The following is a 13,719-nucleotide window of genomic DNA, read 5'->3' as shown; positions in this document are numbered from 1 at the left end:
TTTCTCATTTCCAGCAACACCGCTTAAGCGGTAGCTTCCTCTTCCAGCATATGTTGTGTGGCTTGTTCATCGCCATAAAGATGCAGCAAGCGATAGCCGCTCTTGTACACCGGCTGCAATCTAAAATGATTGATCGGCTCTATGCTCAGCGCAAGCCTCAACCGCGACACATGGCTGTCGATGGTGCGCGTGCTTTCGCGGAACTCGCGCCCCCAGACCATGGCGAAGATGTGATCGCGCGACAGCACGCGGCCGATGTTCGAAAAGAACAATAACGCGAGCCGGAACTGCGTGCCGCTCAACTGGACCGGTTGTCCGCGCACCGTCACGCTTTGCTGGCGCGAGTCGAACCGGTACGGACCGAGTTCCGTGATGGCCGCCGCGTTCGCCGGATAAGCACGCCTCAGCAATGCCTCCACGCGCGCGCCGAATTCCGCGCTGCGCACCGGGTGCGTGACAAAGTCGTCGGCGCCGGCGGTCAGCGCCCGCACGATGTTGCTCTCGCCACCGTCGGCGGACGCAAACATGACGGGAACGCGTTCGCCAATGCCGGAACGCATGGACTTGAGCAAGTCCAGGCCGGACAAGCCCGTGCAATGCCAGTCGAGAATCCTGAAACCGTCTGTCAAGCCATATTTCATAATGTTCTAGAAGATATAAAGATTTTGATGCCCCCAAAAATACCCCCGAACCTTCGGGTGCACGGGAACAATATGGCGCGCCTCCCTAGCGGATTCAGAATAGCCGGTGGCTCATCACGGCGTTATCGAACATCGACCGTTCAAGGGTCCGACCGTACCACTCAAAGGCGCCGTTCAGCACCAACAGGCTCAACGACAGTAGTCGGTGACCGCGTTTCCCAGCGGAACGGAAGGTAAACCAAGTTGGTTGCCTTGGTCCTTGCCGAGGGGCGCGATGATCACCACGTAGCTGCCCTCCTCGGTCTGACCCAGGCGCAATGCGTCAAGGAACGCTTTCGCCACCGACGACGGCTTGGAGGTGAAGTGACGACGCCGAGACACGGTGTACAAATAAAGGTGCTTCAGGGCGAAAAAGCTTTATAGATCCCCGCGATGCCGTCGCCGAAGCGGTGCCAGATGAAAGCAGATGGTGCAGGTTGCGCACGAGTCCCTCCCAGGCCGCGATCTTGCGTTTGACCGCGTCCGCCGAACTTTGGGCAGTCGGTCCCGGCGAAGGGACGTTGGGTGGACACCGACGGACCAGTTAGCGCGCTCGACGCTGCCGATCCGTTCGACCAGAAAGCGTTGTAGTTCCGAATGCAGATCCAGACGGTCCGGATGTGCTTTGAGCGCATGGAGCAGCAGCGAGGCTTTGCCTAAGTTGATCCTATAACGTTCGAACATGCGTCGTGGGCCGTTATCCCAGGCGTAGGGCGATGTAAAGCGTCCGCACGACCAGACCGTCCTCGTCGTCGATGACGCGGCATCCACGTCGTTCGAGCAGGGCCACAGTTTTGCGAAGATCTTCCGTCGTCATAGGCGTCACCTGCCACTGCTGCAAAAGCGTGTTCGATCGTTCGAGCCAATCCGGCCATTGCACGGGTTCGTTGTTCAGGTCGTTGGACACGACGAGCACCGCTGCTTCGCGCGGCGTGAGGTTGTCCAAGCGGGTCTTGACGTCCAGGTTCGAAATCAGCGTCAGGACGGCCGCAACGGCGCCCAGAGGCGGTTCCCCAAGGCTCGCACCGGTGAACGCCGCGATCGCCGATGACATCAGGCCGAAGGCGTTCACACCGCGCAACGTCGTTAAGTTCAGGCGCGGGGCGCGTCGTGCTGTCGGATCGTAGCCCACCAGCATTTCCATGCTGCCCGGCGGTGGGTCGCGCCGACGCGGTTCTTCGATAGGCACGATCAAGCGGTTTTTCAGAATGTCGTTCGTGATCTGCCCGCGAAGGTCCCGGGGAACGTTCATACGTTCGAGCAACGCGTCCGCGTCGTGCCGCTGTTGATCTGCCATGTCCTGCCTTCCCCTTGTATCGTTTTGTAGTCGTTCAGTTTGCCAGCACGGCGGGATCGGCGGCAAGCTCAATGCGCTAGTGGCGTTGGTGCGAGGGCTCAACCGGACCCGCGGGTAAGATTTCGGGTGCAAGCGCCCTTGGCGAACCCGCTTCGGCGCCTGGATGCGGACGCGGGCGGTGCGTGAACGATGCGCGAGGTTTCGCGGCGACAGGGTGATCTCAACCTCATGGTTCGCGGCGGCTGAACATCTCCGCCAGGAATATGAGCGTAACTGCTGCTGAAGCTCAGCCGCAAGGCCGTCCTTGCCTCTCAGCGGTCCGAGTGCCAATGCTACGGCTCGACGCCAAGCCAGATGCGCGTCTTGCGTCCACCGCTCCCGCCACGCCCCCGCGGAAACTGCCGGTATGGACCGATTGCTGCCCAGGCACGTCCTACCCGCGTTGCCGCCAGGTCTTCCCTCCGGCTATTGGAGACATCTCCAGGCGTGACAACGCGATCGATCGGAAAACGAAAAGGTCGCGGAGTCCGGCCAGAGAAAAACAACGCTGGGGAACCGCCTTGCGAGCGGATCGACATCAATCCGCTCCCGCTTCAACCGTCGCCATGGCACACCGGTTTTGCACCGCTGACTCTGTCAGAATGCTCGACAGGATATTGGACGCTCTCTCCACGGTGATATACGGCGCACCGGTCCCCCGGAAGCTTGCCGCGAACGAGGGCCAGGCGTCCAAAATCCGCGTCCGCATGGTACTGGCTTCCAATGCCGATTTACATCGGACCGCCAGCACACAATCGGAGAGCACAATACGCCGACCATCTTCAAGGATGCAAACCTTGTCAGGAGTGACCAGCCCCACTCGCGGGAAAAGTAGGGCTGGTCCTTCTATCGCTTTTCCTTTCACTCTCTCGGCCGAATCCAGCACCGTGCCCCCTTTGAGGTGCGTCGTATGAACCAGCGCGGCTGCGGCGAGCGCACGCGATCGCTGTCTCGAGTGCATCTGGCAAGATCCGCGAACGACTGAAACAGCACCGGATACTGCGTCGTTTGCCTCTTGGGGAAGTTGATCAACGGCTCTCGTCAAGCGGACCAGACACGTCCGAGCGCGGACCTGCGCAAATGCCGAGCGGGAATTATCCCTGATGATCTCGATCCTGAACGAGCGACGCAACTCTTCCCAGACCGCACTGTCTTGTGTACTTACGAGGCATCCGTCTGGCAAGACAGCGAGCAGTGCCCCCACCGCGGAGAGGTAGGGGATGCAATTCACGAGAAAGGCAGTGGCTATCGTCGCACTGAATTGCGTACCCGACAATTCAACTGAATATGTTTTGCGATCTCTTCGCGAAAAGGGTGGATTGATTACTACAAGGTCAACTTTTCCATGGTGGTGCCGCAATCCCGATGGTCGAACTGACATCGGATTAAGAAAGTCCGTGCACGAATATTGCCACTCTGGCCGCTGTCTTCTCGCCTTCGAAATCGTGCCGCGTGATATGTCGTTCGCCAACATCCTGGCGTCCGGATTGCGGCGTTCGGCGGCCAGCAAAAGACTGCCTTCGCCACATGCGAAATCTGCTATCAGCTTTGGTTGATTGCGCGGAGCGAACGATAGCAGCGTGTCCGCCAGCTCGGGAGACGTATAGAACCTGTCTGTCATCAGTTCGTTGTAGTCGAATTTGCTGTCGCTGAGCCGGAAGTAATAGCACCAACGTGGTAGACCAACAGACGGTCGGATCCATCGGTCCGGCCGTCCTTCCTGATTGGGTTGTCGTATATGAGTTCGATCCGGTCAGAAGAAGTCAGCGCAAACATGACCGCCCCGAGGGCGTGTGGCTTCGTGCCAATCATCGCTACCTTTAACAGTGCCATGGGATGCATTTCGGCTAGGCGCTGGAGCAGATAAAAGCAACTGAATGGGCAATTAGCGGGTGCATACAATACCCTTTGCCATGCGTCTGTCTCAGTCAGGGCAGTCCGATTGCCAATATATGTCTCGAAGACGTACCACGGCTTGAAACCTGGCAACCCGATGATTGGTACAACGCCGCCTTGCGTCGGTTGTACATGTTCAGTCACGTGCCGGAAGCGCGCACCCTCGAACCCCAAAAGTGGAACGAACAATGAATCGTCCGTATCCGTAATGGTTGCAAACCCTGGCATCGGCGCAATACCAGCTATTCTTGAACTCAAGTCGTAAATCTGACCCTCAAGCGGCGCCCCGCTCCGCGTGTAACGGTTCGGCTCCACATAGACGACCCTGAGCCCTACTCGCGACGCGACTGCGCTTCTGATGATTGCCGCCCACGTTGGATGACTAAGGCCGGTGATATCGATATAAACAATCCTGCCTGCACCCAACGGCTGCATCAGAGATGAGAGTGATGCGGCGCCACGGAGAAAATATTCTGTATTGTCTCCCTTGACCCGAAAGCCGGCGGGCGTTTCAGATTCTATTTCGATAAACTGAACATTTTCACATTGCGAGCGCCACTGGCTCGTGTGGCTGCTCCGATCCTCGCCACTCACTCGATAAATGTAGGCACTCCCTTCGGCCGGGCGAAACTGCGCAACCGTCTCATATGTGTCGGTCAGGATCGGTTCGCGTCTGATGTCACGCATAGAATTCGCCAAACAGCTCAAGTTGGTCGGGGAGCGACTCCTCGTTAGCTCTGTTGTTGCTCTTCAGGATCGCATCAATTCCTGCTCTCGGGCGCTCAACCAGATCGAGCAACTGGACACTCGAAAGCTGGATTTTTCGCTTCTTGCGATGACTGAACACAAAAAACGGAGCGAAGATCGGATGGATCATGTAGTCGTACGCTCGCGTGTCACGCTCGTCGAGCAGTTTGCTACCTGCGTATCGCACTAGCGCCAGATGCATAACCGCGTTTTTCAGTACTTCGTTGGCTCTCTGGTCAGTGTCATCATGACTAACATCTTCACGTAGATGAAATTGGTTCGCCTCCGGGGTGTGCCCCGCTGGCGAAGCCGCGAGCACTCCGAATACTCGCCCCAGGCTAAGGAGCAGCCGGGTCAATCGCGCGCCATCAACGCTGAGCCCCTCAAGCTCCGAGAGGTTTTTGCGCCCCACTGCCTGTGCAGCCAGTGTTTGCGTTTCAGGGTCGATAGGTACGGAAGCGTCTCGCCCCGCTTCGACATGCATTAGCAACGCAGAGTGCACGAGTTCTAGCAGATAGCGGATATTTCCTTCGCATAACGAAAGGAAAACATCCCATCCGCAATAGTATTTGCGGATACCTCTCTTTCCCCGTCGTATGGCGAACAAAGAGGCATAGAAGTGGTTATCGAACCGGGCTTTAACGGCGGCACTTCCTTCCAACCAGAGCCGGAGATCATCTGGCAGATTGGTGTCAGCGTGCGACTCTGCCCAGTAGCAGAGGAAATATTGAACGGTAAGCGGCAGGCTTGCTGCGGCTTCGCGAGTGTCGGGGGAAGCGGCTGCCTCAATCTTTGCTTTGATTTTCGCCGCCTCCCCTCTCTCGATCAGCAGTTCAGCCTCGTCTGACTCGCTCAGTCTTGGCAACAGCTCACCGACAGATAGATCCGTGGGTGTCGAACCGCCCCCTGCACTCCCGAAGCGAGCCGTTAAAACCTGCTCAGCAAAAACCTTGAATCGCGCGTCATCAAGTCGCTCGGCGATGGAGATTCGCGCATAGTCAGCAGGTGAGGTCAGCTGCTCGTTAGCGTTCAGCGTTGCGCGCTCCCGCCACCCCAGCTCGCGTACGCCAATCTTGAATGTGTAGGCCGTCGGGGCGTGCTTGATTATGGTATTCAATACGCGCTGCTGGTAATCTTCGAAATTCTCGAACTCGTCAATCAGAAAGAAGAACTGGCGGCCCTGCAGCTCGGGCGCAGATAAAAGCGCCTGCGAAAGGGCATCTACTGGGGCACCCTGCATGGATAAAGACTGTGTCGGCGCATCGACAATACTGTTGATCGACGCTTCGAATCGCAGGGTTAACAACCTTAATTCATGAGCAAGATCAGCCAGGCTGCCCTCGCTTTTCAAGCCCAATGTAACGCGGAATCCGTCGAGAGCCGCACTTGAAACCGCTAATGTACGTCCAGTCTGAAGTTCGTACCAACTCGCGAACTCCATCAGTTGACTGCTGAAGAGGAGATTGACGTAATGCGCAAAGTAGGCGCGCCAGCGATCTTCCGAAAGCTCTGGTCCTCGAAACGCCGTCACTCGGTTTGTATTCACGCGGTGATACAGTCCGAAGAACTTCCACTGGTCGATCACGTCCTTGTTCCCGTGTGCGAACGCGAACTGTGCCTGATACGAGAGCCCTTGCAGAACGGTCGTCTTTCCCGTGCCGCGCCCGCCAATTAGGACGCATGGCCGGGACGTCTTCAGTTCGGAAAAGTATCCAGGTTCCGTGAACAGCTCAAAGAGCTTGCCGCTCAGCCATTCCGCCTTGTACAGGCCAAGCAGATTGCTCAGGTTGTTGACGTGGTCTTGATCTGTGTCGTTCATCATGTCGCCGCCTTTAAAAGCGGCTTCCATTTGCCATCGTCCAGGGTAAAGATCGGCAGGATCGCATCCGGCCATCCGTGAGAGAAGGCCAGCGCGAGGCCAAGCTTCCCGTATCCGCGCCAGCATCCTTCCCTACCATCCAGGTCGGGAATGCCGGCCCGGTCGCTGACCCTCTGAATGAATTGCGGCCCACTTTCCCTCATATCCTCGCGCCAGATGACCGACTGTGGTGATAGCGCACTGTAGCTCTCCGGGAGCACGTGTGCCGGAAAAATCCGCACTAGGGGACATACGTCCCGGATGTGGTTGCGCCCTTTCTCCGTGGCGATCAGCGGACAATAATAAAAGCCGACCGTGTTAGATCCGATTGCTGCAACCGTCGACTTGAACGATGCGTGGCTGTAGCCCGAAAGCTCATGTACCTTGACCCAGGTGTCCTCGAACTGCTCGCCTGATCCAACGAAGTCGTCTACGAAAACGACGTTTCCCTTCGGGGACTGCCGCAACCGCTCCAACGCCTGCGCCGGCGACAGTATCTGACTTTCGCCGATGCCGAGAAGGTCCCGCGCGTGACGGGTGAAGATGTAACCACTGTCCGCATCGCTGCTTCGACGCCCTTCAACCCTCACAACAACCAAAGAATCAATGAACCTGGACCATTGAGCGCTCGCCGAGAAGTAATTCTCCTTGTTCTGCACGGCCAACTGCGAAAGATTCTGAAACGCCCCCAGAAACATGGCTTCCACCAGCTCTGCGGAAAAAAAAGTAAAGCCCTCAAGCAACCGGACAGCGAATGGCACCTCCTCGGCGGTGAAGTTTTGCAACCAACCCTGTGGATCAAAGCGAGTACTTCGGGGCCAAAGCTGCGCGTTGACAAAAAACCTCCAGTTTTCTGTCAGACTTCGCGGTAGTCCGTTATCTGCCAACCGACACCTCCAGGTACTTACCGGCGAGCCGGCGGTAAAGTTCCTCAGAGAAGGTCGACGCGTCTTTAGGGATTTCCGACGCAATCTCCGACAGCCATTCGTTGTCTTCGCGACCACTCCAGATCTTTTGGTACGTACCGTCTCTGTATCCGTGATCCTGTCTGAAAGTATTCAGGACATTTTTCCCAGCATACTTTTCGAACAGGCTGAGTTCTCCGAGTTCGAAGGCGACAGCCAGCTTACCGAAAGTGCGCAGGTCAAATGATCGGCTGCTCAGCGTCTCGGATGCAAAGGCTTCGACAAGCGACAGGCGGGTGGCGACGTCGGTCGCGATCGGATGGCTATTGGCGTAGGCCTCGTACGCCGCAATCGAGCAGGTTGCCGCTGACAGCGCAGAACCCTGCAACTGAAGCAGTTCGCTTAATCCAAAATGCAGGATGTCCACCAATTCCAGATGAACCTGCGCCATGTCCGGCTCCTGACACTTCCACCACTTCCACCCTATGTGGTCCATCAACTCCGAGCACTCCGTCCATATCGCCCGGTACCAGGGATTTCCGGCCCTGCGCCAATCGCCGTTAATCCTGCTGTTGATGCCGTCCTGGAGCGCCAGCATCGACTCGAGCCTGCCTTTCGAGAGCGACATTATTTCTTGCATTGTTCCGTCCCTATTATTCGTACGATCCGTTGATTGCCGCCAATGCGCGGACGCGAGCGCCCGATGCGGAGACATCAAGGAACGCTTACGTGCAGCCGGTAGGAACTGTGCGCCAACTCGGCTCGAGCACCCAAGGTCGGTTCGCGCAGATTATCCCACCTGCGAAATTCTTCGGATAGCGCCATCTAGTTAGCGCAACCTGCTGCCAATCTTGGCCGTCCATCCCGGTGTCTCCCGACGCTTAGGCGCAGAGGCAGGGCTTTCGCGCTGCGCGTCGATCCACGTCCCGCGTCTCGCTCCTATCTAGCGTCAGCCGCTAGTGCACTGCCCTCAGTGCATTGTTAGCCCGATCCGTTCGGAAGCGACGCGTAACTGGCACGGTCTCACCCGACGACTGCCCGTGCTATCGGCGCCGGCCCGACCGCCCCTCCGTATTACTTTCACTCGCGTCCACTTGACGTAACCAACGTAACTGACGTAACCTATATAACTAAGATAATCATCCCAGATCGTCTGGCACCGAGTGGAGGCATGCTATGGCCATTACGCCGTCATCGAAGGAATCCCGGTCAGCGAAGTCGCGCGCCAAACAGGAAGAGGCCGCGCGCGGCATCGCTCTCCCGCTGGTCGTCGATCCAACGAACCTGAGCGTGATGAGCGTTGAGCGTCTGGATCCCCACAATGCTGAGCAACTGCTCGTCCATGCCGACCAGTCCGCCGACGCGGCCGTGTCTCATGCGCAAAGGAAGAACAGGATTGCCATCCGGCCGACAGCCGGCGTGCTCCTCGTCTATGACCTTCCGACCCAGAAGGCAACCCTCCGTGGGAGACCCGCTCGCGTGAACAGGGACGCTGCACCGCACCTGGATGAAGCGCTGTTCCGCTCGGTGTTTGAAAAGACGCTCGAGTCCGTGAAGGAGGTGCATCAGCAGCAGGCGGGCGAGCTGACCGCAGGCCAGTTCATCCGGCAGGTCGCAGAGACACTGGCGGTCAAGGCGGATGCCGGGGCTCAGCAGGTACCCGTGGAGCAAGGTTGGCAGGAACTACTGGAAAGTGGGTTGAGGAGCAAGGCGTCGCTGTGGAGCTCAGCAGAGTTCAAGACAACCTCGGAAGCCGGCAAACTGCTGGGCATCAAAGAAGCTGCGGTGCGCAAGCGAATCAGGGAGCAGAAGCTGTTCGCCCTGAAGACTTCTGCCGACGGAGAACATCGCATTCCCGCATGGGCGCTGGACCCCAGGCTGGCCGGTGCCCCAACGGCTGCATTGCTTGCCGAAGCCGGGTCAGCTGATGAGTGGCATCTCTATCACTTCCTGTCGACGCCAAACGGTGGCCTCAACGGACTCCGGCCCTTCGAATGCCTCATCTCCCGTGAGAACCTGCCACTGCCCAGGCAAGCCCTCCGGGACGAACTCGCTGCCTATCTGGGCCTGTCCCCGGGTGCTTCACTGCTGGAGACCGTGAAACAGGCATGGGTGTCTGAACTCACGGAGGGACAGGAGGCATGAGCGATCCCTTGCCAGCGCTCCATGCCGGCTTTTCTCTTGCCACTGAAACAGTTCCCAGAGAGACGTTTCATAGGGTCTACTGGTCTGGCCAGCATCCCCTGAGCGCAAGCGTCGCCGGAAACAATCGCTATGACTGTCCTCCCCCGGTGCCGGTACCGGACCGGTTTGGCGTTCTCTATCTCGGGTACGACCTGCCGACCTGCTGGATGGAAACCATTGTTCGTCAAAACATGGTTCGACCGGCAGGGACGTCCATCCAGATCCCGCGCACGAAAATGACCGCTAGGTGGGCCTGCGAGATTTCGTCACAGGATCCTCTGGTGCTCGCCCACTTTGCCGACGAACCGCTCATCGACCTCGGCGACTCCGCTTCGAACATCATGGCGGACAGCTATCTCCGGACGCGGGAATGGTCTGCGTTGTTGCATGCGCATGCCAACCCGCGGGTCGACGGCCTGCGTTACCGGTCCCGGTTCCGCTCGGGTCAGTTCTGCATCGCGCTGTTCGAGCGCGCTATTGCCGCCAGAGGGCTGACATTCACGAACGCGAGAAGCATCGACCCCGCGGCGTCGACAGAAGCCCAATCGATCATGCGACGCTACAGTGTCGTGCCCATCTGAATACCCGACGCAATACGCACCGTCACCCGCAATCGGATCAAGCGAGTCTGCCAATTCACTGTGATGCGGTCGGACACGCTGCCCCGACACGTTGCGTCACGCTCTCACCTGCCCCATGGGAATCATCCGATACCGAATACGGCAACCCTTGGCGTGATACGCTGTGCGGTGCAAGCAATAGATAACCGAACATTGAACGACAGGACTCAGCCATGAAGCGCGGCATTAAAATCATCGAGCGTCTCGACGCAAACGATCCCGGCTCCGAGGGACGCTGTCTCGGGCATGTTTTCGACCTCATGGAGGTGGATTCTTCCTATTCCCGGTCGGATCTGTCGATAAACTTCTCGGTGCCATTGCGGCCTCGAAATTCCAGTATGTCCATGTTTCAGCTCATGGCGAAGTCGATGACGAAAGCAATCGATTTCGCGGGTGGTGGACGCCGAAAAGCACCGCGACCAGATCAAAATTGGCGGGCATTACTGGAAAGGTCAAGGCGACTGCGATCGTCACTACGGCATGCAGGTCCGGCAGTAAGCGCTTCGGGCAGTACGTCACGGAGCAGCTCGGTTGCCGGTATTTTATCGGTCCCGCGGGGGAACCGAAATTTCCCAACGCGACCTTCTTTGCCTATCTCTTCTATCACAAGCTCTTCATGACAAAAGGAAGCATCCGCGAAGCCTTTGAGTCATACGACCATCACTACAGGAATCCTCACCGGTTTCGTCTATACGAACGTGAGCAGACGTGAAGACTGGTAGCCCATCATTTGCTCCGGAGGTGAATGAGCGGCAATGCACTTGCGCACGGCTCAAGATGATATTCGGTCAGCAGACCGGTGGCGTTCACGCCGTACGTGCCGATGAGCGCTTCCGCCATCGTCCGCGTTGTCAGCACGGGCAGCGTGCGCCTGCCCAGTTCCCAAAGCACGGTTGTCCGGTGCCGCCCCGCCAGAAGCCGGCCGGCGCGCTGGCTGTTGCCGTTCCAGACAAGCAGCGGTAACGCGACCCAGGGATCATCACGGGTCAGCAGCCCTCGCACGTGATCAAGCCGCGGCGCCGTGAAGTCGTCCTCGAACGAGGCATAGACGATATCGATGTCAAACGCGGCGACAACCAACTCACAGGGCAGCAGCCGGGCGAAGCTGGTGTCCGTCACCGCCAGGACGTCCGCGGTGCTGCATTCCGGATCCAGTCTTGCACGCATGGTCATTCAGCCCGGCCGAGAGTCATTGATTCTCCGTGCCGCCGACCCGAAACGCGGCCTCCCGGCCGGGTGCGGTAACGATAGGCGGTAGCGATGCCAGGCGGCGGCACGAGCGGCCATCCGGGCGACTGCCCTCGAGCAGGCCCGGCGAGCATGAACCGCTTCCCGTCCTGGCCATTCACGCAATCAAGGCGCTAGGTCATCGAGCGTCACCCGGTCACCCGTGCGCGGGATCTCGACGTGCCCAACCGCTCCTGAGATACGCTTCCTGCCCAGCTCGAATGCCAGCTTCAACTGCCCGGGCGTGGCGTCGGCCGCGCCGAGTTCTTCGCACACCGTGCTAACCGGCAATGAAAACGCGCAGTAGCCCCAGCCGAACCCGTAGGCCGAGAACCAGCTTGCAGCGTCCTGGAAAATCGACGCCTCTGTAAAGGCAAGCGGCCCGACGTTCGTCGCAAGCATATTCATCGCGTATTCCCCCGGATGTCACAGTCGCCCATTATCGCACGCCGCTCCGATAACCCAGTCGTATCATGCCCCCGCACCGAAGACGACGTCCGTATAAGCGGCGTTGGGCGTGCTCGCATGTCATTCACCATGAGCCTGCCGTAACCCCCGGGCAGCACAGCGCGCGCGATGCCCGCCGCAGCATAATACGGTTGACCCTGCCCAACCTCTGGATACCGTTTCTCCGGCTACCCGTAAAACGACTTCCCGCTGATCACCCGCCACCCTCATTGGTATCGCCGGTCCTGGAAAGGCTGGAAGAACACCATTCCTATCTGCTCGCGGGTCGCTGAGCCGCCCCTGGCCGGCGCCCCAATGGGCCGCGAGAATAAGGCACACCACCTCCCGCGACCTGACCCGCTGGCGTGGGCCTTGTTTTTACACAAGCCCCCTCCGGGCAGCCATCCCGACAGCCCTCACCGCGCCGCCGCAGTTGCCCCGCCGCGGTACACCTTCTTTTAATCGCGGTACACCTTGTGTTAATACAATGGCCTCGCCATTTTCGTCACGCGGACAACAGGAAGCGTGCCTTCGTGAATTCGCCCCGCCGAGTATGACCGTTGAGGACGCCGTGACCCGACTACTCCCGATTCAGGGCAAATCGGTCGTGGCAGCCTGTATCGGCGATCTCACGTCGCTCTGCACGAAGCGCTGAAGCCGTTCCCAGGCCGCCTCATACACGTGCGCCGGCGCCGTCCCGAGTTGCTGGTCATGGAGGGCCAGAATCGACTCGAGCGCAATCTGGCCGGCCTCAGATAACGACCACGTCTTGCCGCATTCCGCACAGCTGATGCTCTGCTGAAGCGCGAGTTCAGCCGCACGGAATAGCTCGATCTCACCGCCCTGTCGTCCCTTCTCCCGCAGAAAATATGCGAGATAGACAACCTTCAGCAGGCAGAGCATCTGCTGGCTGCCGCCGTGGCCGCTGCGCAGAGTGGCGAGAGCAAGATGATTCTCAAGCGCCATCGACCGGACCTTCGTCACCGGCAGGGGTAAGAGCATGTCCCTCGTGAGGGGCTTTCTGCGGACTTTTGTGGAGGAGCGGCGAGTACGAACCATGAATTCAAAGCAGCAGCGACTGGAGCGGGCGTTCCCGCGAGAGGCATCGGCCCAACGGACACATCGGCTCGCCGGCCTGGGCCCAATGGCCCGGGCCGGGCAAACCGTGGCCCGCGGCCGAAATTGCCTCTACTTTAGCAATAAATGGCGGCGCGCACGATGTCAGTGAGCTTCGCCTCTCCTCTGACGCGAATCGCCCCAAGCGGCGCTTCTTCCGGCATCCCCGTCAAGCTCGCGTTGCCAGATCGCTGTGCGCTCATTATTACGGCATCCTGATTGCTCAACGATGATCGGGGACATCTCTGCTGCAACAACAGGCCACGATCATGCAGGCAGGAATGCCACTCCCCTCGGGGGGCGCCGGTCTGCGACGTCCCGGGGCCTGCTCCCGGTACAGCCTGCTCCGTCAGGCTTGACGTCAACGGCATGGGGCGCATCCCTCCGCTAGCGCTCCGTGACCGGGCTTTCGTGCTTGCGCATCGAGCCGCGTACGCGTCTCGACCCTGGCGGGCTTCAATCCCTTGCGCAACACCTTAACCCTCACACCCTTAACCCTCAAACCCTTAACCCTCACACCCTTAACCCTCAAACCCTTAACCCTCAAACCCTTAACCCTCAAACCCTTAAAACCCCAGTCAGGTGAAGGCCGCAAGCGGCCTCCACATTCGCGCTCGCCGCGCGGCGTTTCATCCTGCCCGAACAGCGAAGTGCTTCGCATCCACCAGTCTCCACCGTTCCCGCCCTAACCCGCGACAGTAGC

The 13,719-nt window shown here is 59.0% G+C and carries 13 protein-coding genes; 2 read left to right on the top strand and 11 right to left on the bottom strand.

The features are described 5' to 3' along the window. Nucleotides 1–23 precede the first annotated feature (23 nt). From ACRWA7_RS07370 to ACRWA7_RS07340, 7 genes are all read right to left on the bottom strand, one after another. Complete coding sequence (locus tag ACRWA7_RS07370) at nt 24–629, bottom strand: response regulator transcription factor (protein WP_438392099.1); 606 nt, start codon at nt 627–629, stop codon at nt 24–26. A gap of 748 nt (nt 630–1,377) precedes the next feature. Then, nucleotides 1,378–1,977, bottom strand: a complete 600-nt coding sequence (locus ACRWA7_RS07365; protein ID WP_438392098.1) for a hypothetical protein — start codon at nt 1,975–1,977, stop codon at nt 1,378–1,380. A gap of 577 nt (nt 1,978–2,554) precedes the next feature. Further along, nucleotides 2,555–3,637, bottom strand: a complete 1,083-nt coding sequence (locus ACRWA7_RS07360; RefSeq protein WP_438392097.1) for a methyltransferase — start codon at nt 3,635–3,637, stop codon at nt 2,555–2,557. After that, a complete protein-coding gene (locus ACRWA7_RS07355; RefSeq protein ID WP_438392096.1) occupies nt 3,637–4,599 on the bottom strand; it encodes a hypothetical protein in 963 nt (320 codons plus the stop codon). Before ACRWA7_RS07355 ends, ACRWA7_RS07360 begins: the two co-directional genes overlap by 1 nt. After that, the gene (locus ACRWA7_RS07350) at nt 4,592–6,508 is read right to left on the bottom strand and encodes an ORC-CDC6 family AAA ATPase (RefSeq protein WP_438392095.1); all 1,917 of its coding nucleotides are present in this window, start codon (nt 6,506–6,508) and stop codon (nt 4,592–4,594) included. Before ACRWA7_RS07350 ends, ACRWA7_RS07355 begins: the two co-directional genes overlap by 8 nt. Further along, the gene (locus ACRWA7_RS07345) at nt 6,478–7,302 is read right to left on the bottom strand and encodes a phosphoribosyltransferase-like protein (protein WP_438392094.1); all 825 of its coding nucleotides are present in this window, start codon (nt 7,300–7,302) and stop codon (nt 6,478–6,480) included. The genes ACRWA7_RS07350 and ACRWA7_RS07345 overlap by 31 nt, the downstream gene beginning before the upstream one ends. A 91-nt stretch (nt 7,303–7,393) precedes the next feature. After that, nucleotides 7,394–8,050 (bottom strand): dUTP diphosphatase, encoded by a 657-nt coding sequence (locus tag ACRWA7_RS07340; RefSeq protein WP_438392093.1) that lies wholly within the window; start codon nt 8,048–8,050, stop codon nt 7,394–7,396. Between the two features lie 548 nt (nt 8,051–8,598). Here ACRWA7_RS07340 and ACRWA7_RS07335 point away from each other — a divergent pair. Then, nucleotides 8,599–9,567: a hypothetical protein gene (locus tag ACRWA7_RS07335; protein WP_438392092.1), complete on the top strand. Its 969-nt coding sequence runs from the start codon at nt 8,599–8,601 to the stop codon at nt 9,565–9,567. Next, a complete protein-coding gene (locus ACRWA7_RS07330; protein WP_438392091.1) occupies nt 9,564–10,187 on the top strand; it encodes an RES family NAD+ phosphorylase in 624 nt (207 codons plus the stop codon). Before ACRWA7_RS07335 ends, ACRWA7_RS07330 begins: the two co-directional genes overlap by 4 nt. A 765-nt stretch (nt 10,188–10,952) precedes the next feature. On the opposite strand, the gene ACRWA7_RS07325 is transcribed toward ACRWA7_RS07330, so the two are convergent. The 4 genes from ACRWA7_RS07325 to ACRWA7_RS07310 all read right to left on the bottom strand — a co-directional run bounded on the left by ACRWA7_RS07325 (nt 10,953) and on the right by ACRWA7_RS07310 (nt 13,219). Next, nucleotides 10,953–11,399 (bottom strand): hypothetical protein, encoded by a 447-nt coding sequence (locus tag ACRWA7_RS07325; protein WP_438392090.1) that lies wholly within the window; start codon nt 11,397–11,399, stop codon nt 10,953–10,955. Between the two features lie 180 nt (nt 11,400–11,579). Further along, on the bottom strand, nt 11,580–11,861 hold the full coding sequence (locus tag ACRWA7_RS07320; protein ID WP_438392089.1) for a hypothetical protein: 282 nt from the start codon (nt 11,859–11,861) through the stop codon (nt 11,580–11,582). A 630-nt stretch (nt 11,862–12,491) separates the two neighbouring features. Continuing rightward, a complete protein-coding gene (locus tag ACRWA7_RS07315) occupies nt 12,492–12,902 on the bottom strand; it encodes a hypothetical protein (RefSeq protein ID WP_438392088.1) in 411 nt (136 codons plus the stop codon). Between the two features lie 191 nt (nt 12,903–13,093). Beyond that, nucleotides 13,094–13,219 (bottom strand): hypothetical protein, encoded by a 126-nt coding sequence (locus ACRWA7_RS07310; protein ID WP_438392087.1) that lies wholly within the window; start codon nt 13,217–13,219, stop codon nt 13,094–13,096. Nucleotides 13,220–13,719 lie beyond the last annotated feature (500 nt).

This window comes from Caballeronia sp. DA-9, from assembly GCF_051615025.1.
GTDB lineage: Bacteria > Pseudomonadota > Gammaproteobacteria > Burkholderiales > Burkholderiaceae > Caballeronia > Caballeronia sordidicola.
Note: the sequence above shows the minus strand (reverse complement) of the source record. Positions and strands in the feature narration are given on the sequence as shown.

Bases quoted from the DNA above. Each gene is read 5' to 3' on its own strand.
- ACRWA7_RS07365 (WP_438392098.1), bottom strand. From the start codon at position 1,977: ATGGCAGATCAACAGCGGCACGACGCGGACGCGTTGCTCGAACGTATG.
- ACRWA7_RS07360 (WP_438392097.1), bottom strand. From the start codon at position 3,637: ATGACAGACAGGTTCTATACGTCTCCCGAGCTGGCGGACACGCTGCTA.
- ACRWA7_RS07355 (WP_438392096.1), bottom strand. From the start codon at position 4,599: ATGCGTGACATCAGACGCGAACCGATCCTGACCGACACATATGAGACG.
- ACRWA7_RS07350 (WP_438392095.1), bottom strand. From the start codon at position 6,508: ATGGAAGCCGCTTTTAAAGGCGGCGACATGATGAACGACACAGATCAA.
- ACRWA7_RS07340 (WP_438392093.1), bottom strand. From the start codon at position 8,050: ATGTCGCTCTCGAAAGGCAGGCTCGAGTCGATGCTGGCGCTCCAGGAC.
- ACRWA7_RS07335 (WP_438392092.1), top strand. From the start codon at position 8,599: ATGGCCATTACGCCGTCATCGAAGGAATCCCGGTCAGCGAAGTCGCGC.
- ACRWA7_RS07330 (WP_438392091.1), top strand. From the start codon at position 9,564: ATGAGCGATCCCTTGCCAGCGCTCCATGCCGGCTTTTCTCTTGCCACT.
- ACRWA7_RS07325 (WP_438392090.1), bottom strand. From the start codon at position 11,399: ATGACCATGCGTGCAAGACTGGATCCGGAATGCAGCACCGCGGACGTC.
- ACRWA7_RS07320 (WP_438392089.1), bottom strand. From the start codon at position 11,861: ATGAATATGCTTGCGACGAACGTCGGGCCGCTTGCCTTTACAGAGGCG.
- ACRWA7_RS07315 (WP_438392088.1), bottom strand. From the start codon at position 12,902: ATGCTCTTACCCCTGCCGGTGACGAAGGTCCGGTCGATGGCGCTTGAG.
- ACRWA7_RS07310 (WP_438392087.1), bottom strand. From the start codon at position 13,219: ATGAGCGCACAGCGATCTGGCAACGCGAGCTTGACGGGGATGCCGGAA.